Source organism: Vibrio antiquarius (assembly GCF_000024825.1).
Taxonomy (GTDB): domain Bacteria; phylum Pseudomonadota; class Gammaproteobacteria; order Enterobacterales; family Vibrionaceae; genus Vibrio; species Vibrio diabolicus.
In genome coordinates this window covers 482,969-501,409 of the sequence record NC_013457.1, presented here as the reverse complement: position 1 = coordinate 501,409, position 18,441 = coordinate 482,969, and the positions used below count along the sequence as shown (strand labels likewise).

At 41.5% G+C, this 18,441-nt stretch carries 13 protein-coding genes and 1 pseudogene; 11 read left to right on the top strand and 3 right to left on the bottom strand.

What is annotated here, in order from left to right:
- The first annotated feature begins 2 nt into the window (after positions 1-2).
- Both tssF and tssG read left to right on the top strand, forming a co-directional pair.
- Entirely contained in the window at positions 3-1,751 is a 1,749-nt protein-coding gene (tssF, locus tag VEA_RS17220; protein ID WP_006741090.1) for a type VI secretion system baseplate subunit TssF, read from the top strand.
- Positions 1,748-2,746 carry a type VI secretion system baseplate subunit TssG gene (tssG, locus tag VEA_RS17215; RefSeq protein ID WP_006741089.1) on the top strand — a complete coding sequence of 333 codons (999 nt, stop codon included), beginning with the start codon at positions 1,748-1,750 and terminating at the stop codon, positions 2,744-2,746. The genes tssF and tssG overlap by 4 nt, the downstream gene beginning before the upstream one ends.
- 54 nt (positions 2,747-2,800) lie before the next feature.
- Here tssG and VEA_RS17210 read toward each other — a convergent pair whose 3' ends face one another.
- Genes VEA_RS17210 through VEA_RS17200 form a run of 3 tightly spaced genes read right to left on the bottom strand, consistent with a single transcriptional unit; the run spans position 2,801 to position 8,015 of the window.
- Entirely contained in the window at positions 2,801-3,253 is a 453-nt protein-coding gene (locus VEA_RS17210; protein ID WP_005373369.1) for an Lrp/AsnC family transcriptional regulator, read from the bottom strand.
- 28 nt (positions 3,254-3,281) lie between these two features.
- The gene (tssM, locus tag VEA_RS17205; RefSeq protein ID WP_006741088.1) at positions 3,282-6,674 is read right to left on the bottom strand and encodes a type VI secretion system membrane subunit TssM; all 3,393 of its coding nucleotides are present in this window, start codon (positions 6,672-6,674) and stop codon (positions 3,282-3,284) included.
- Between the two features lie 27 nt (positions 6,675-6,701).
- Positions 6,702-8,015 carry a type VI secretion system ImpA family N-terminal domain-containing protein gene (locus tag VEA_RS17200; RefSeq protein ID WP_006741087.1) on the bottom strand — a complete coding sequence of 438 codons (1,314 nt, stop codon included), beginning with the start codon at positions 8,013-8,015 and terminating at the stop codon, positions 6,702-6,704.
- A 538-nt stretch (positions 8,016-8,553) separates the two neighbouring features.
- On the opposite strand from VEA_RS17200, the gene VEA_RS17195 reads away from it, so the two are divergent.
- The 9 genes and pseudogenes from VEA_RS17195 to VEA_RS17155 all read left to right on the top strand — a co-directional run bounded on the left by VEA_RS17195 (position 8,554) and on the right by VEA_RS17155 (position 18,254).
- Entirely contained in the window at positions 8,554-9,153 is a 600-nt protein-coding gene (locus tag VEA_RS17195) for a hypothetical protein (protein WP_006741086.1), read from the top strand.
- 9 nt (positions 9,154-9,162) lie between these two features.
- On the top strand, positions 9,163-10,656 hold the full coding sequence (gene tagH, locus VEA_RS17190; RefSeq protein ID WP_006741085.1) for a type VI secretion system-associated FHA domain protein TagH: 1,494 nt from the start codon (positions 9,163-9,165) through the stop codon (positions 10,654-10,656).
- Entirely contained in the window at positions 10,649-11,149 is a 501-nt protein-coding gene (gene tssJ / locus VEA_RS17185; protein WP_005392625.1) for a type VI secretion system lipoprotein TssJ, read from the top strand. The genes tagH and tssJ overlap by 8 nt, the downstream gene beginning before the upstream one ends.
- Positions 11,150-11,160: 11 nt before the next feature.
- A complete protein-coding gene (tssK, locus tag VEA_RS17180) occupies positions 11,161-12,486 on the top strand; it encodes a type VI secretion system baseplate subunit TssK (RefSeq protein ID WP_006741084.1) in 1,326 nt (441 codons plus the stop codon).
- Positions 12,483-13,274 (top strand): type IVB secretion system protein IcmH/DotU, encoded by a 792-nt coding sequence (icmH, locus tag VEA_RS17175; RefSeq protein ID WP_006741083.1) that lies wholly within the window; start codon positions 12,483-12,485, stop codon positions 13,272-13,274. Before tssK ends, icmH begins: the two co-directional genes overlap by 4 nt.
- A gap of 148 nt (positions 13,275-13,422) precedes the next feature.
- Positions 13,423-13,995: pseudogene (locus VEA_RS24680) on the top strand (DUF4150 domain-containing protein); the annotation flags it as partial.
- 897 nt (positions 13,996-14,892) lie between these two features.
- A complete protein-coding gene (locus VEA_RS17165) occupies positions 14,893-17,124 on the top strand; it encodes a hypothetical protein (protein ID WP_006741081.1) in 2,232 nt (743 codons plus the stop codon).
- Positions 17,124-17,687 carry a hypothetical protein gene (locus VEA_RS22995; protein WP_049775473.1) on the top strand — a complete coding sequence of 188 codons (564 nt, stop codon included), beginning with the start codon at positions 17,124-17,126 and terminating at the stop codon, positions 17,685-17,687. The genes VEA_RS17165 and VEA_RS22995 overlap by 1 nt, the downstream gene beginning before the upstream one ends.
- Before the next feature lie 78 nt (positions 17,688-17,765).
- A complete protein-coding gene (locus VEA_RS17155; protein ID WP_230198162.1) occupies positions 17,766-18,254 on the top strand; it encodes a hypothetical protein in 489 nt (162 codons plus the stop codon).
- Positions 18,255-18,441: the final 187 nt, after the last annotated feature.

Below are 18,441 nucleotides of genomic sequence, written 5' to 3'. Positions count from 1 at the left end.
ACTTGAGTAACAGTAAATACTTTCAAGATGAACTCACGTATTTGCGTGAGTCGGGTAGTGAGTTTGCCAAATATCATCCGAAGTTAACTCACTTTCTCTCTGAGGGAACCTTTGACCCAGATGTCGAACGACTGCTCGAAGGTTTTGCCTTTCTGACAGGTAGAATCCGCGAGAAGATTGATGATGAACTGCCTGAGCTGACGCAATCTCTGATGACTTTGCTGTGGCCACATTACATGCGTTCGATTCCGTCTTTGTGCATTAGCGAACTAAAGCCGCATACCGGAAGTGTTACTGAGAAAACCGTGGTGAAACGTGGCGCAGAAATGGCGAGTGAACAGGTAGAGGGCACGCAATGTTTGTTCCGTACTTGTTACGACGTCAATCTATACCCAATTACGATCACTAACATCGAACAGACCAACAGCCGCACCAGTTCGATGATTGATGTGACTTTATCGACGGAGCATGGTCTTGAACTGTCTCGGATCGGTTTAGACACGCTGCGATTACACTTGCATGGCGAGATTCATATTACTCGAACTGTCTTCTTATGGCTGTTCCGTTACCTAGATTATGTCGAATTAGATGTTGGTGGTGGTTACAAACATCGCTTAGGGCCAGAATATGTTAAGCCAGTTGGGCATGAAGAGGACGAAGCGCTCCTGCCTTACAGCAAAAATTCATTTGCAGGCTACCGTTTGCTGCAAGAATTCTTCTCTTTGCCAGATAAGTTCATGTTCTTCGACATTAAAGGCTTAGAGTGGCTAAAAGGCATTCCACAACGTAGCACGGTCAAAATCAAATTCCACTTTAAGCGTGCATTACCGTCAGAAGTGGTGCTTAAAGATAAACACTTGAAGTTGCACTGTACGCCTGCCGTTAATTTATTTGAAAAAGATGGCGATCCAATTCGTTTAGAGCACCGACGTAACGAGTACAAGGTACGCCCGCAAAGCAACACTCAGGAGCATTACGAAGTCTATTCCATTGAGCAAGTGGAAAGCTGGAGTAAAGACGAGCGTCGTCGAAAGTCTCTGATTGAATTTGAATCATTTGAGCATCAAATTAACCAACGAGATAAGCGCGAGTTCTACAAATCTAAAGTCGCTGAGCGTGTAAGCGGTAGAGGCCTTGAACGCTACATATCATTTCATACTCATAATGGGGACATTGCGGAACTGGGAACAGAAACTGTACTCATGAAACTGCAATGTAGTAACGCAGATTTGGCGGAACGTTTGTCAGTGGGGGACATCACTTACGCGACTCATAAATCACCGACCTATGCGACGTTTAGGAATATTACCAAGCCCACTCAATCGGTCAGTCCGCAAGTGAATGGTGAGCTTCAGTGGCAGTTAATTGCGAATATGTCACTCAACTACTTATCGCTGGCAAATATTGATGTACTTAAAGTGCTTCTCTCTACCTATGATTTCCACTCTCGTGTTGATAGACAAGCGCACCGCGCATCCATTCATCGACTTGATGGGGTTATCTCTTCGGAAATGAAACCAATCGACCGTGTGTTTCGTGGCGTTTCGGTACGCGGCAATCAGTTTAAGTTGGTCACCAATTCCAAATTTTTTGTCAATGAAGGCGACATGTTCTTGATGGCGACGGTGCTTAACGAATTCATCCGTTTGTACTCGAGTGTGAACTCCTTTACCGAACTGGAAGTGTTTGATGAAGCGACAGGCGAGGTTTATAACTGGGCAAGTCTTATCGGACAGCAGACGATACTATGATTAATACACTTTCTGATAAGTCGAATGAGTTTAGTTTCTATCAAGCAGTCTTGCTGCTAGAGAAGCATTATCAATTAGAGCCGAACTCTAACTTTGTCGCCGTCGGTGAGAACAAATACTTCCACCAAGAACGTATTGAGTTCAGCGTTTCGCCAAACTTATCTTTTCCAAAGAGCGATATGGACTTTATTGCTCATATGGAGAGAAATGGCCAGCAGTATTCTAGAGTCGAAACTAACTTTCTTGGCTTGCATGGTTCAAGCTCACCACTTCCTGCTTCTTATACTGAGAAACTGGCAGGGCGAGATCCCGAAGACAATCCGGTAAAAGATTTCTTTGATTTTTTCCATAATAGGTACACCAGTTTGTTGTATCGGGTTTGGAAGAAATACCGATATCACGTGCAGTACCAAAGCGGGGCAAGTGATGCCTTCTCTGGACGTATTCTGCACTTGGCGGGCCTATCTAGCGTAATGCAAGATAGTAAGGTCGCAGAGTTAGATCGAGCGAAAATACTGTCTTATGTAAACCAACTTTCTACGCGTACGCGTTCGCCGAAGCTGATTTCCGGTATTGTTTCGCATTACTTCTCGTTGCCTAGCGTGCGCATTGAAGAGTGGGTATATCGCCGCGTAGAAATCGCAGAAAGCCAACGGAATAAACTCAACCGTGCTAATTGCATATTAGGGCAAAATTTGCACTTAGGACAAAGTATTGCGGACTTAAACGGCAAATTTAATCTTTGCATCGACAGCATCGATTTTGAAACATTTAAGCAGTTTTCCTACGATGGTGAGTTACACAAAACACTGGTTGGCCTGATGCGTTTCATTTTGCGTGACCCGATGTCGTGGGACTTAAAGTTGACAGTTAACTTAGATAGTATTCCAGAGAATAAGCTAGGTAATGGGGAAGGGAACCACTTAGGACAAACATTCTGGTTAGGTAACCCAAGTGATAAAGATGCCAAAATCCGAGTCATCGGAAGCATATAAGAAAGCCGCTCTACGAGCGGCTTTTTATGTTGTCATCAAAAAGGTCAGAAAAGCTTAACGGCTGATCGGCTGGTGAAGTACGACGGTAGTATCAAGCCTTTGAATCCCGTTAAATGACTCAATTTCGTTACAAAGATGATGAATAGACTGCAGATCGGGCGCTTCAATTAGGGCAATAATATCAAAGTTGCCACCAACAACGCTTGTTAAGCGAACCTCAGGGATTTCTTTAAGCGCATTTGTTACATCATTTTTCTTACCCTTTTCACAAGATATCAATAGATAGCTTGCGGCTTTGCGCCCTTCGTTTTCTACACGAATTTGTGCGGTATAGCCTTTGATAATACCGGTCTTTTCTAAACGATTAATCCTTTCTGCTACTGCTGTACGAGACAAACCAATGTTTCGAGATAGATTCGCAATAGACTCACGCCCGTTTGACAATAGACTTGAAAGTATTTTTCGATCTAATTTATCTAAACCTTGTAAAGTCATGTTTGAAATCATGTGTTCTGCCTATTTTGTTTTTATATTGTTATTTAATCGACTCTGGGAGCGTAAAGTTATATAGCTCAGCAAGAGTGAATGGGTTTTTCTGCGTCAATGGAGTGATGCGTAAGCTTAAGTCCCTCCCTGACACTTTTATGTCACTGACAAAGCTGCCGTTATGAGTGTTTGTCAAGGTCGAGTCACCTAGCAATCTGTATATCGCCCATTGACCACTCTTGTTTAAAACGTGCTGTCTACCTTCGTCTGTTACATCCTGGAGTGTGATACTAATATTGAAGTCACCATTTTGCGGTGGCCAGGCCATTTCACGAATTCGGCTTGGACCGTGGTAGTAACTCATATTGGTATCCGCAATTTTTAAACTGGCTCTAATTGCACTAGAGTCAAGGTCGAGTACTCTTGCACTAAACGGAATATGAACTCGGTTGGTGCTTTTATTAATTAATGTATCTCGAATGACATTATAGTTGCGTAGTTGCACTAGCAGAGCTGGAGAGATTGGCATCGTCTCACCATCTACCTGCTTTGGCGTCCACAAGTTCGTATCGTAGAACGGTGCAAAGTTTTTCTGAATAAATGTGTCTAACAAACCACCTGAAGCAAATAGCAATTCGAAATCTTCAATTGAGATTTCCTCGGTCGCTGTTAGGTCAAATGGATATTTCCCCAATCCAATCTCTTTAAACTTGGTATAAATTTCACTGTACCACTGAGTTTGGATGCCTTTTGCGGACTCTGTAATCATTACTGACCAGCTTTGCTGAACCACATCTAGTAACCAGCTGCGAACGGGTTCTGGTGATTTTTGTGCAATCTGTTTAAGCTTGATTAATGGGTCCGCCTCAGTACTGTTCATTCGATGCTGTGCTGCTGCTAGCGCCGCCATTTGTGGATCTGGCGCGTCGGCGATGTCCTTCATGTAGGTGCGAACACGGCTCAACGCTGCAACGGTCTCATCCCAAGGAGTAGGGGAGTTTGGTGTCTCACTCACTTGAAGCTGGTTTAATAAGTGAAAGGCTTGCTCAACACGTTGCATTAGCAAGTAATCAGGCTTTACCACTTCTTCTACAGCATCTGATGCCGAATCTGCTGCTGCCGCGAGTTTCGGGTCAAGTTTTGAAATTAGAGCGCTTTTTTCGCCAACGGGTGAAAATTGTGTGTTGGCATAGACCTGCTTCAATACCGTTGTCATTGGTGAAGAAGGGCCAGAGATTAAGTCTATCGCGTTGGTCAGGTCACCAACGTTGTCATAGTTTTGGACTTTGAGCTCACTCAGCGCATTACGCCAGTTATTGATGTAGTCATCAGTATATTTTTTTCGCACTTCTTCTTTAAAGGCTTCTTGCTCTTCGTTGGTAGGGATGACATGTTGCGATAGACCTAGAACCCAGTTGTCGCTGATTACTCGTTGTGACATTAAGTCCACGCGTGGTCGATAAAAGGTGCTAAAACCAGTGGAGGTATAGATCTTATCGACGATTAAGCGTTCGCTATCGATTGGCGTATTAAATACATTGCTAAACTCAAAACCGACGGCTCGTTGCAGATCTAATGTTCCTAAATCAATAGAGCTTGCTTCGTTTAAAATGCCTGCATACACGAGGTCGACATTCGAATTTGCAAGTAATGAGCGACGTGTTGCACGAACAAGATCCATGTTGATATCGATTGGAGCAAATTGTGTGCGAAAGTAGGCGTCTAAGTAGCGCATGGCCTGATCAACGACGTCACTTCGGTTACTCAAATCACTCATCATTTGGAGTGTTTGATGACGTAAAAAACGGATATCACGCTTAGATGGATCGTTAAGCATTAAATACCCCTTCAATAGAGGTAAAGCGCGCGTGAAAGCGTTTTGATTTTGTGCCAATTGTAGGCGGTAACCTTTCTCAATCAGAGGTATTAGCTGCTGAGCGACTTCCTTAAGTAACGCTTCGTAGGCAATGCGAGTGCTTTGATCCAAACGGCTAATATTGAGTGGTAATATTTCCTCATCTAAAGCCTTAGAACCTTTAAGCCATGCCCCATAAGACGGTTCTATCGCTTTGGTTGCATTTTCTAAAAGCTCACTAAATCTTGCATCGTGCTCTGCTTGTGATTTGTCATCAATACTTAGTAGTTGATTCATCACATGTAAATTACTGTCTAACGTAGTTGCAAAAAAGTAACCACCGCCAGCAAGCAGAATAATGGAGCCGAGTATGGCTAAACGGCTTTGTCTCTGAATTAGACGAAGATACGTCTTGTTTTCTCCCGCAAAATCGCTTTCAGGCAATATTTGCGAATCAATCAGAAAGCGAGAAAAATACGGTGTTTCCGTCAACTGGGTATGCTCAGAGGCGATAATTGGTAAGTTGAAGTAGTTACTACAACTTTTTGCTAGTAAATTGTATTTACGACCGCCTTGTAAACTTGAGCTAAAGAAAATTTCACGGATATCTAGCGAATAAACACCGTTGTTAACATCACACAGACGCTCTAGAACATAGCTGACTTCAGACTGACATAGCTCAAACTGCTTAGGGAAAGCGAGAATTGCCTGTTTCTCGTCGATATCTGTTGAGTTAGCTGATGCATCTAGCGCGTTACTTTCAAGCACTTTAACTAGATTTCGGTAACTATCACGATAGTATTCTGAAAAAACACCTTTGGCCTCTTTCAGTGGGATAGAAAGGAACTCTACACGTGTCTTAAGAGAGCTAAAGTGCATGTATTCTTTAAATCCATCTAACTTGTCTAGCTTCGACATAATTAGATAAATGGGTAATGCTGACGACGTTTTAGAGTTGATAGTGCTCAAGCGCTCCAATAACGACGAAATAGTGTACTCTTTTTGTTCTGGCTCAGAGACGATCATGAACTCGAAGTCGATAAAGAATAAACAGCCAGAAAATGGTTTTCTAGGTCGGTGGCGAATCACTTCTTCGATGAATGTATTCCATAAAGAAGCATCACTGCTTGATATTTCTTGAAACACTAAGCGTTGGTCAGGTTTGATGTATACAGCGCTGTCAGATTCGTACCATTCAAAAAAATCATTCTTAGCGGTTCTCGTGCGATCCATTGGTTTAATTGCACTAGAATTAAATAAAAATTGACGTCGCCCTGACCCTTTATTACCAAGCATCAGATAAATTGGTTTCTTGCCTGAGTTAGCAAGAAGAGGTTGGATAACCATAGAAAGAGCTTCTTCCTCAGTTTCCAAATTTTGAGCTTTAGCGCTGTTCTTTTTTTTCAACCATAGTGTGAATTGAAAAGTGACGTAGAAAATGGCGATAACACTAAGGCTCAGCCAAAGATACAGTCTATCTGCATCTTTTAGAAAAAGAAGATAAATAGCGGTAATGGTTATCGCCACTAAAAGCGTTAATATAGTAGAAATCACAACTGGATTTCTAAACAGTTTTTGTTTGAACATAAGCCTAAAACTTCTTTAATTGTATTGTTATTTATTGTCAGTTTTTTCAGCTTGTAGCTGACTCAATTTATATAGGTAGATGTTCAGTAAAAGGGTTGCGCGGTCAATTTCCTTTTGCTGTGAATACTTTTCAGCGTATTCAATACGACCTAGAAGCGGGAATAGTGAGTTACTATATTCGTACGCCGTTTTAGAGTTCTTATCTACATTCTGTCTAGCTACGTTGGCAAACACCGTTCTTGCGTCTGAAAATCGCTTATACACATCCATAAACTGGTCTTCTAAATGGGCGCTCTGTGTCAAAAAGTTTTGACGTAACTGCTGGGCAGAAGATGAATCTGGATAGATTGCGATTAATTCATTGGTCAAGCTATCGAGCTCGCTGACGTTACTTACTTTGGCCGAGTCTAAAAACCAGTTATTCATCATAATATCTACGCGATTAATAGTTGGTGTTTTCAGTGACTGGGCATATTTTTTATTTTCGTAATCTAACGAGGCGACCAACTTTACAAGTTCATTAAGTGAAGCTTGACTAATTTTTTGCTCCAGCGTTCGATAGCGTTGTTGTTCGTAAACAAAATGTGAACATATCGCCGTAACAATCAAGCCAATGATGAAGTAGATCATAAATCGGCCGGACTTTGTTGGGGTCGTTTTTTCATTGTTATTGAGGGGGGATGGCGAGTCCGGGGCAGGAGAGGGAGATACATTCACTTTAATTTCAGGTGTTGCCTGTGCGGAAGCTGAAGCGTTAGTATTTGCTTGTTTTTTCTCACGTAACTCTATGGCATGTTGTTGTTCTTTTATCTGTTCAGCCCATTGGTTTAAGATACGACGAATGCGACCAAATGAAGGCGCTTGAATACCGTAATGAAGGCGAAGCTCTTCCTCTATTCTTAAACACAACTGGTGCGCAGCTTCAATCAGTGGAAGTTCTTCCGGCAACGCACGGTGCTTATTAATACGTTTTTCAGTATGCTCCACCATCCATTCAATTGCGCTCATTCGTGCTTTTGACTTTGAATGTTCAGGGTATGCGGTGTTCCAATAGACGACACACACATCAAGCAATGAATTTAACCCTTCAACAAGGCCTCTTAGACCATCGTTATATGTTGATGCGACCGTGAAGTAGCAGCAACAACGTAAGTCTTTAGAGTGAGTGCTCAAGATTTTTTTTGAGAGTGTTTGAACCGTTTTCCAAGAGACTCTTCCGGTGACTTTATTAAGATTATTTATTTGACGTTTTATTTCGTCAAAGTCTTCAGAGCCATTAGGGTTAGAGCCGCTTGGGTTATTTTCATCGATTGGTCTTCGAGCGAAGTCGCTAAAAAACATAAGGCAAATTCCAACTGATCATATAGAAGTATTAAGGTATATAGGACTCCACTGCTGTTATATTAAATTGTAAGCAGTGCATTACCGAAGTGATTCTATAGATAAAAGAAGTTGTTTAGATAATAAAAACACTTAAAAAATAAATTAAATTATCCTTAGTGTGATCTTTGTTCATAATATTAATGTCAATAGTTCGATTTGTTTTTAAGGAGAGCCTTATATATGACGAAGTCGATCTTTTGAGTTAATAAATGTGACTAAATTGTTAACTTTGTCTGTTTTTTGTTCGCCTGTGTTCTTTAAATTAGCCCTCTTAAATTGGTGGTAGAGCCTTCTTAATTTTTATTTAATTAAATAGGTTTACAGGCTCATTGCTTTAACTCAGTTCGGTCCATTAGTTTTTGTTTGTAGGTAAAATAACCAACCCTATAGTTGAAATGTATTAAGTTATAGGTGTTTTTTTAGGCTTATTGAAAAAGAGAATATAATTGATATCTTTCGCCTCTAAGTAGAATATCGGTTTTCCTAGAGGGACGAAATGCTAAAACCAAGTCAAATCGGGCTGATTTCAGCCATGTGTCTATTTTCTTCTTTTGCAGTCGCAAAGGGAGAGCGTTATGGACTCTCTGCCAGTATGTTGACTATCGATAGCATTAATTACGAAGAAGGTAACAGTGGTGAACAAGACACTCTAAGGTTTGGCTTGGTTCATTCTCGCCCTATTGATGAAAATAATAACCGTTGGCGCTGGTGGTTAGGGCTTAACTACCTAGCAGAAGATATCGAAGCGCCAGCTAGCGGTCTATATCAAGAAGTAACTAACTATGAACTTCGTGTTGTACCGCAATATGCGCTGGCTTCTTGGAGCGTTTTCACACCGTACGTAGGTGCTGGTTTATCTGCAGGTTACTCACAATATTCAAACCGTTGGGAAGTTGACCCAGAAGGTTACCGCTATAAGAGTGTCGAGGACATCGATCAGTTCGAGCTGGGTGCAGTTATCGCCGTTGGTACGGTCATTAAGCTAGGTAGTAACCCAGATGCTCATATACAAATCATTCCTCAAGCCTCTTATATTCTCCCAGTTATCAATGATGGGATAGGTGGGCTTGAACTGTCTGTTTCTATGCTATTTTGAGGTATATAGATGCACTCAAATCAGCTAGTTCTATTTATTTCTAAATGCCCAGAGGAATACACGGGTGCTAAGCACATTGAAATGCCCGAGAGTGGCGGTTCAATGGGGCGTTCACCAAGTTGTAGTGTGTCTTTAACCGATCACAACCGCTTTATATCAGGCACTCATTGCCTAATCAGTGTGTATGGAGATACCTACTATATTAGTGACGTATCCACCAATGGCACTATGGTTAACGGGAACAAAATACTAAAAAATCAACCTGTTGCGATAGTCGATGGCGATATTATTTCTTTAGGACAATATGAAATTGGCGTTTCTCTGGAGCATGTTACCTCGACACAAGACATTGCCGCTGATATAGCCCCTGAGCGAGTATCCAATGATCCTTTGGTTAGCCTCGGTGACGCAGTTGTCGAAGAAGAAGAAAAAGTAGGCGCTTTAGAAGATTTGTTTATGGAGACTAAACAGGATGACATTGATTGTCATGATCCTGTTGCGCACCTTAACTTTTCAATGCAGCGAGATGATGATTATTTAATTCGTGACGATGAGCATCCAGAACCTGAACAGCCTAAAACGGTGGAAAGCACACGTCAGGTGGTCGATGACAGTTTCAGCATATACTCCGAGTTCGATCAGCCAAGCCTCATCCCTGAAGATTGGATGGCTACGGAGACCAAGAGTAACGCATCAATAAAGGGTTCGTTAGGGGGAGAGAACGATACGCCATATAGAGAAGATATTGTCTCAGAAGAGACGGTTCAACCCCAAACGACGATTCTAGATAGGGCAGTTCAAAGACAACATCGTGCACCTAACTCCACAGAGACGATCGTCGAACATACTGCTAAAGGTTCAAAATGGGAAGAGATGACACAGTCATTTACTCCTTCTTCTCAAACTAATCAGCCACTTCAAATGCCTGCGGTAGAACCTACGATAAACAGTACGACTAAAGAGCAAGCGGGTATCGAAGCAACCGCCTGTTCTCAAGATATAGCACAAGCGTTTTTTGATGGTTTGGGTATAAGAAATCCTGAGCTAATGACGAATGAAGCTCAGTTGTTCAAACAAATGGGCACTTGTTTGCGCTTATGTATTGATAACCTACAGAAAGAATTACACGAAGTAGAGTCCTTGAAAGAAGAGCAGAGTACGAGTGAGTCTAACTCTAACATTGCAGAGCTGATGCTGACTCTCAATAGCCAACATCTACTGGCTCCAAATGAACTGGTAGAACAAATGCTTGATGAGTTGAATGACCACCAAGTCACGTTTAACAAAGCGCTGAATGAGCTCATTTTAGAACAATCAGAGACGAACGATCCCGTTGCATTTGCTAACAAAGTGGCGAGTCAATCTTTGTTCTCAACGAAGTCAAAACTGTGGGGCGAATATTTAGATTTCTACTCTAACAATCGTCGCCTGCTCAACGAAACATCCTTAAAAGGGCTGATTAAGAAAAACTATAACAAAGTGATTAAGGGAAACCATGCGTAGTATCGCCGTATTACTCGGATTTGCCATGTTGTCCGGTTGTTCCATGTGGGATCAATTTAAAGAGTCCACGGGTATCACACCAGAAACTTCGTCCATTGAATTGGTTATTGAGGCGTCACCTGTACTCAATGTGAGAGATGGGGGGCAGTCATCTCCGGTCATTCTCCGCCTTCACGAATTAAATTCGCCAGTTTTATTCCGAAGCTTAGATTTTTTTGCGCTGTTTGAAAACGATAAAGCGTCGTTGGGTGATGAGTACATCAAACGTTATGAATATCAAATACAGCCAGGTGGAAAAGTTCATGAAATGCTAACGCTAGACCCTGACACTCGTGCCGTCGGTTTTTCTGTGGCCTTTCGTGATATTGATGGTTCGTCATGGCGTAAAGTTGAAGTCATTGAAGAGAAGAGCGAGTACTACATCAAGCTCAAGTTAGAAGGCAGTGAGTTAATTTCTGATAATACTCGCGGCATTGAACAGGTTTACTTTTAAGGGATAGAAACATGTCTTTATACAATCCAGTTGTTTGGCAAGATGGAATGTTCATGAAGCCGCAGCATTTTCAACAACTCGATCGTTCGCAAAGTAAACTGTCGAGTATGTTGAGCAACAACGCGTCTCCTTTACATTGGGGGATTAAGCGTTTGGAAATTAATTCACAACTGCTAGCTCTCGGTAAAATTGGTATTACGCGTGCAGAAGGCATCCTACAGGACCGTACGCCATTTGAGCTTCCACTGCTCGCTGAACTACCAGAAGTGAAAGATGTGGATCCTTCGATTGCCGATAAAGTGGTTTATTTGTGCTGTCCGTTACCATCGGAACGTTCTGAGTTATTTGGCACTAAAAAAGACGGTGCACGTTATACGATGGAATCTCAAGAAGCGGTTGATGCTTGTTATGATTCGGAAGACATGGCAAATATCGTCGTCGGTAAGCTTAACTTTTGCTTAATGTACGACCATGAAGATAAAAGTGCTTACACGTCTATTCCGATCCTCAAGATCTCTGAAGTGAAGCCAGATGGCAGCGTGATCTTAGATGATAGTTTCATTCCTACCTGTATTGATATTCACGCATCTACGGTACTTAATAAGTTCGCGACGGAGTTTGCTTCTATGCTCAAGCACCGCGCAGAATCCATAGTTCAGCGACTGGGAGTGGTGGATCAACAAGGCGTATCATCAGTTTCTGACTTTATGCTATTGCAAGCGCTCAATAGATACGAACCCTTGTTTTGGCATTTTGCAAACACAGAAGCTGTACACCCTGAGTCTTTGTATCGAATTCTTCTTCAGGCAGAGGGCGAGCTTTCGACGCTGTGCTCGACGACACGCCGACCTATTGAGTTTACTAAATACAATCATGGTGATCTTACTAGCTGTCTTTCTCGCGTTCTAGACAGTGCGAAAATGACATTGAGCGTGATGTCTGAACAAAGAGCAATTCCACTGACCTTAAAAGATCAGAACTATGGCATCAGAACGGCAGCGATCCCTGACAATAAGATCATTGATACGACGACCTTTATTCTTGCAGTTAAAGCCGACGTTACCTTGGATGTCCTGCATACGCAGTTTGTCAGCCAAACGAAGATCGGTTCAATCGATAACATTCGCGACTTGATTAACCTTCAACTGCCAGGGATTGAGATCAAACCAATGCCAGTTGTGCCACGCGCGCTGCCGTATCACGCTGGCTATACCTATTTCGAGCTCGATAAAACGGGTGAAGAGTGGATGGCATTGAAGAACACTGCTGCGATTGCGATTCACGTTGCGGGCGATTTCGCTAACTTATCATTGCAACTTTGGGCCGTTCGTCTATGAGTTACGCAGAAACAGACGTCACCGTAGTCTTATTCCAACCAGAGCCTGGCAAACCAATGGAGGTAATGCCAGCGCCTGACTTATCGAGAAACATCGCAGTACAAGATCTATCTATCGACAACATGGGTATTAACCCGCTGGTGGATCAATTCTCATGGTTGATCGCCAGTCTGTCTTGTATGTCTTCGATCCCTTGGCTTGATGACCCGATGCCATTTCGTGAACAAGTGGCACGTGAGATTCGAAAAGGTGAACGAAAACTTAATGAAATGGAGCTCGATCGTGCTTCGGTTCTTGTTATTCGTTACTGCTTGTGTGCGGCGATTGATGAATCTGTTTGTCGGCAAGAATGGGGGGCAAATAGTCACTGGAGCCAGAACAGCTTACTGTCTGAATTCCATAACGAAACATCTGGTGGTGACAAGTTTTTCGTTATTCTCGACCGCTTAAAAGCCGACCCTCGCAAATACCGTCACGTTATAGAGTTTCTCTATTTATTGCTTCAACTTGGTTTCCAAGGCAAGTACGGCCGTGAAGAGCGTGGTAACGAAAAGTTAGCGGAAATTGGCAGCACCATTTATCGATTAGTGCGAGATGACCGCCTAGCAGAACAAGAAAAAGTTTCTTTAATCAACCTTAAAGCTAAATACCTAAAGAAGCCGTTAAAAAGGGTAATTTCACCCAAGCTGATCTTGAGTCTTAGTGCGATTACGTTTGCGCTTATGTATGCGGCAACCTACATCGTCATAGACTTAAAATTCCAGCAACTGCTTGAAGTGTATAGATAACCAGAAATCTAAAAATGAGATCTTCTGCCAGTTTTAAGGTTTGCTGTGAATATCACTGGTCTTTTAGTGAAATTCACTAGTCATTTAGAGAGATTGCTATGTGCGATCTCTTTTATCATTCAATCAATAAAATTCAAATGGATTGGTTATGGGCGTAACAGTTGGTGCGAATGGACTTTCGATAGTTCATAAAGGCTCAGGTGGTGAAGCGAATGCAACGCTCCCAGATGTTTGTTTAACTAAGGTCGGCAAGCCAGTCGTTCCTATCCCTTATGGCAACAATGCTAAATCAGCAGACCTTGCTGGTGGGACTACGACAGTCTCTATGGATGGCGGTAACAGTGTCGCTATCAAGGGCAGTACGTTCTCAAAAAGTACTGGCGATGCGGGCGGTGACAGAAAAGGCGTTGCCTCAGGCACGATAGAAGCCGAAGCAAAATTCATTTCAGCTTCACCAACGGTTAAATTTGAGGGCAAAGGCGTATGTCGTCTATCCGATCAAATGACCATGAACAAAGCTAATACCATGTGTCTTGGTGGGGCACAAAACCCATCGGTTTCTGTGACGGAAGAGCAGGAAGGGACGTATACGTTGGATATAGAATGCAAATATCCAAATGGGCTCCCTTACTCTAATGCACAATTTTCTTTAGTCGAACCTTCAGGTGCTGTCATTGGGAGTGGAGTGCTGGATTCTAGCGGAAAAGCATCTGTTAATGGTCTCGCTCTAAAAGAATGCAAGTTAGTGCTCAGCGAAACTCAAGACTCTTATACGCCGAACCAATCTTTAGCTGAAAATATTGTGACGGAAACTTACCCTGATCCGAATGATTTTTGTACGTTTGTCGCAGGTCGCCGCTCGCCATTTTGGGAAGATCGTGTTGGGGTTGCTAATGACTGGGGGATATTGATGTCCCCATCCTTCAGTGATGATGACTTTAAAGATATTGTGTTAGAGCAAAGCCGTATATCGTCTCCTTATGCGATTAGTCAAAATCACTCTAAAGATTTTTCTGATGCTTATGTTTCGGCACTTTATCACATCCAAACTGATACTACTGCGCTAGAGAAATATGAACCTTTAGTTGAACTGCTCTTGGAGCAAGTGCACGAAAATGGCGATATATTGAGAGTCTTATATCAAGCTGATGTGTTTGAGCCTCCCTATGAATTATTAGCGAAGCTTCGCTTTTTAGGGACTGGGAATACTGTGAAGTATTTGCAGTTTGTTTTATGGACGTTGATAAACAATCAAATCTGTTCATACATCGATGAGCTAAACAGTGAAATCATCGGTCGTTTAGATTTCATACAAAGCCAAGCTTCTGCAAGATCGTTGAGTTCTGTTGAAGAGGGTATAAACGGTTATAAAAAAGCACTTAACCACTTCAAACAAGCACTTCCTGACGTCATTAGCCAAATTTTCGAAACCAAAAATGACACCCTAATTTCTATATCGGCAATGGCCCTTGGGAGTACCGTTAACATAGCGAGCCAATCTAGCTTTGCTACTAATTTAGGTAGGGTTAATGCGGTGGTGTACACGAAGTCAAACAACTTGAACCGCCCATCATTTGTCACTTTTGACGATAACTTTTCTGACTAGGACATTTAAATCATGGATGCAGTTTTTCCGATAGCGCAACGAGAAGGTGGCGCTTACTACACGCTCAGTGATTTTACGAAATTGTTTGATCAAGCTAAGAGCGGTCGTTATTTAATAGGACAAGGGTACGGTTGGCATAGTGGCATTCACTTAACATCAAAAATGTTACCGTGGGGGAAAGGGCTCAGACCTATTCAAGCGATGCTTGATGGAAAAATAGTGGCATTTCGCATAAATCCTGATTACCTAACATCAACGTACCAAGAGCAAGAGTTTAAGTATAGTAATAACTTTGTGCTTATCGAGCATGAGGCTGTAAACCCCGAAGATAATGAAGATGTATTTAAGTTCTATACACTTTATATGCACCTTGCGCCACCTTCAGATATTGGCGCCAATTCATCTATAACCACGCGTTACCGTTTACAAGAAGCGAGAAATGTACGCACTTTCAAACATAGTGATGTGCCTACTAATTCTGGTGAAAAAAAACAGTCGATGTCTAAAGGAACATTACTTGAATACCTGTATGCAGAAGAGAAGGAGACCCATCCATACCAGATCGACAAAAATACCTACAAAATGATAAAGTGCCGTGTGGTAGAGAATGGTAAATCGGCAAGTGGTAGCGAAAAAGCACTGTTAAACAAGATTGTTTGGTTTGCTTCGGGTCTCAATAGTGACTTTGACATTTTAGAAGATTCCTCTGCTGTCCTATCAGAACCAGTTTCAGAACCTAAATGGATGTCGGACAAGGCGGCAATGATTAGGGACGGTAGTGTGGTTTCTTTACTCCCACTCCTATTTAGAGAGGGGATAAAGGTTTCAGCTGGGGAAGATATCGGTTACATGGGACTGCATGAGTACAGTAACGATGCAATTGGAACTAAGAAAGAAGATAATCGTGTGCATATCGAGATGTTCTCTTTTGAGGAGCCGCCCGAATTTTTCAAAAAACAGATTTCTCCCAAAAATGCGGAAGAAAATCCACTTGTTGTTCTCGATGGAGCCGATAGTAGCGGTGCCGTTGATATGAGTAATTCGTTTATTCAGCAATTACTTGAATCTGTGACAGAAGATCAAGTAACGGACTTCTCCTCGTTCACTGCTCGCGATGCCAAAGTATACTTAGACGGTAAGCGTAAACACTTTGAGCGATTTATTGTGAAACATCCTACAGATTGGCATACAGAGTCGTCACAAAGTCTTTATGAATCAATCCATCAGACCGCAAAGGAAGCTCTAGATATTAAGTGCTCCGCTGGTTTTGTGACTATAGAGGACTACCGTAACTCCCCATGGCGCGATCAAGTGATGGATAGCTTTGATCTTTTCTCGCAATTCGAACTGGAAAGAGCAGATAAGTTCTCATGGATGCAAGATTTACAAGGTGATTTGCAACTAAGCGATGATAAGAGTCTTTGGCATTATTGGCCTTTTATTCCTCAAACTCAAGGTGCCTTTAAGTTTACTCTAGAAATGCTACAAGAGGTATACCCTGAAGTTAAAGACTCTAAGCGGGATGTCTTACAAGGTATTGTTAATGAACTAAATGATCACATGCTTTTTTATAAGCTAGATACGCCTTTACGTAGAACACACTTTTTTGCTCAGCTTATGCAAGAAACCGGTGAGAGCCTAAATATGGCTGAATATACCAATTATCGTATTTCTACGCTGGATACATCAGAATTTAATACTGCTAGGTCACGTCGATATCCTTTAGATCACCCTAAATATGCAGGTAAGCGCTATATTGATGTTCACGGTATCGCAGACAAGAAAAATGGTAAATTCGTTAAAAAAGATGGTACTTCTCCTACTCTTGATGACAAAAGGATATTGTTTAACGTTATGTATGGAGGCAGAAGCGAAATGAAGAATGGTGATTTTTTGACAACTGATGATGGGTGGATTTTTAGGGGGCGTGGATTAAAACAGCTTACCGGCAGAGACAATTATGAGCGTTTCAATAAATGGCATTTACAAAATCAATCAGAGTGGCCATTGGACGTCGTAGATTTTTTAAATACACCAGAGCTTATATTAGAGGCTAAATATGCGACTCGCTCTGCTGCTTGGTTTTGGCTAGATATTAAAGGTCCTGAGAGGGCAGATAAAGGAGCCAACGATAAAGTTGTGAATGAAATAACACGTAAGGTAAACCGTTATACTAGCAATAAATCTTACCGGAAGCGTAGAGAAAACTTCAAACTTTTATGGGAAAATAAGGTATTTAACTAATGATAAAAAATATTAAACTTCATGCTATGTCAAGCATTCTCATAATAAGCTTCCCAGTTTTAGCAGTACACCCACAGATAGACAAAAAACTAAGCGATACAACAGTCACTTTGTGTAAGAGCAACGAGGACATTTACTTTAATGCAAAGTTAGAGAACCGAAAATATGTTTCCTTGTGTGGGGCTGGGCATAGAAGTCCAAGTACTGGTTATGTAAAGTATCGATATGGGACAAGCGATAAAGTAGAATTAGAATACCCAAAAAGTGCAGAAACCCCAAAAGGTAAGTTTTTAAGTTATCATATAAGACTTGGTAAGTTACAAGGTAGGAATATTTTTTTCTATTCAGGGGATTACAGATATAGTATCGGTTATTTAGCTGATAACTGTAGCTTGCATGTTTATAAAGGTAGTGAGCTTGTATTTAGCTCATCTTGCGAAGAGACTTCCGAGCTGAACACGTTTGGTGGAGGTCAATCATCAGGCTCGGTGATATTAGAAGAAGAACTAATCAAAAGATTTCCTGAACAATTTCAAGACCCAAATGAACCGGAGTTTCACTGAATTTACAATAGATGTGTTAGCTTATAACGATCCTCTGGTTCTTGCGCGTGACTCTTGAATGTTTGATGAGGGGGCTCCTTGTTCATTAGGAATATAAACATCATTAGCTTTTTATCGTCCTTGTCTCTTTCACTTTCTGTAAGTGCAAGCTGTGATCAAGAATCCACCGTATTCACATGTGATTTAGAAAATAAAGATGGCAGTTTGAAAGCTTGCTTTAATCAAGCCGAGAATTCGATGTATTTTTTTGTTGACGAAAATGGGTTGAAAACAGTTTATACTCCAAGACAAGGGAAGAGTTTAGATAACTATAAATGGATAGATATTTCTTTTGAAGAACCTGAATTCATTCCTTTGAAGTTTGAAGTAAATGAAAACAAGAATGCGTATTTTTCATTGACTAGAGGTGGTGGGCGGTTGAGTGTCGTTGCTAACTCCGTTGACATGATTGAAGATGAAAATGCTGTTGAGTACTACTGTGAATTGGAAACTGAAACAGCTCTGGATCCCAACGTTAGATTAAAAATAAAACACGTAAAGCCCAATGAGTTTGAAGCTTGGGATTAAATAGCAATAGATTCCAGTGAGAGCCTAAATAAAATTCATTTTAATAAAGAGTTAGCTTTTCTAGAAAATTTACTCGAGATGTTTGGATAAGAAATGTTCAGATAAAAAGCGCCGAAAGGCGCTTTTTATTTTCTTTAAAATAAAGTATGGTCTCCCTCCTTTTAAAATGGTAAGTGTTGAATAATTA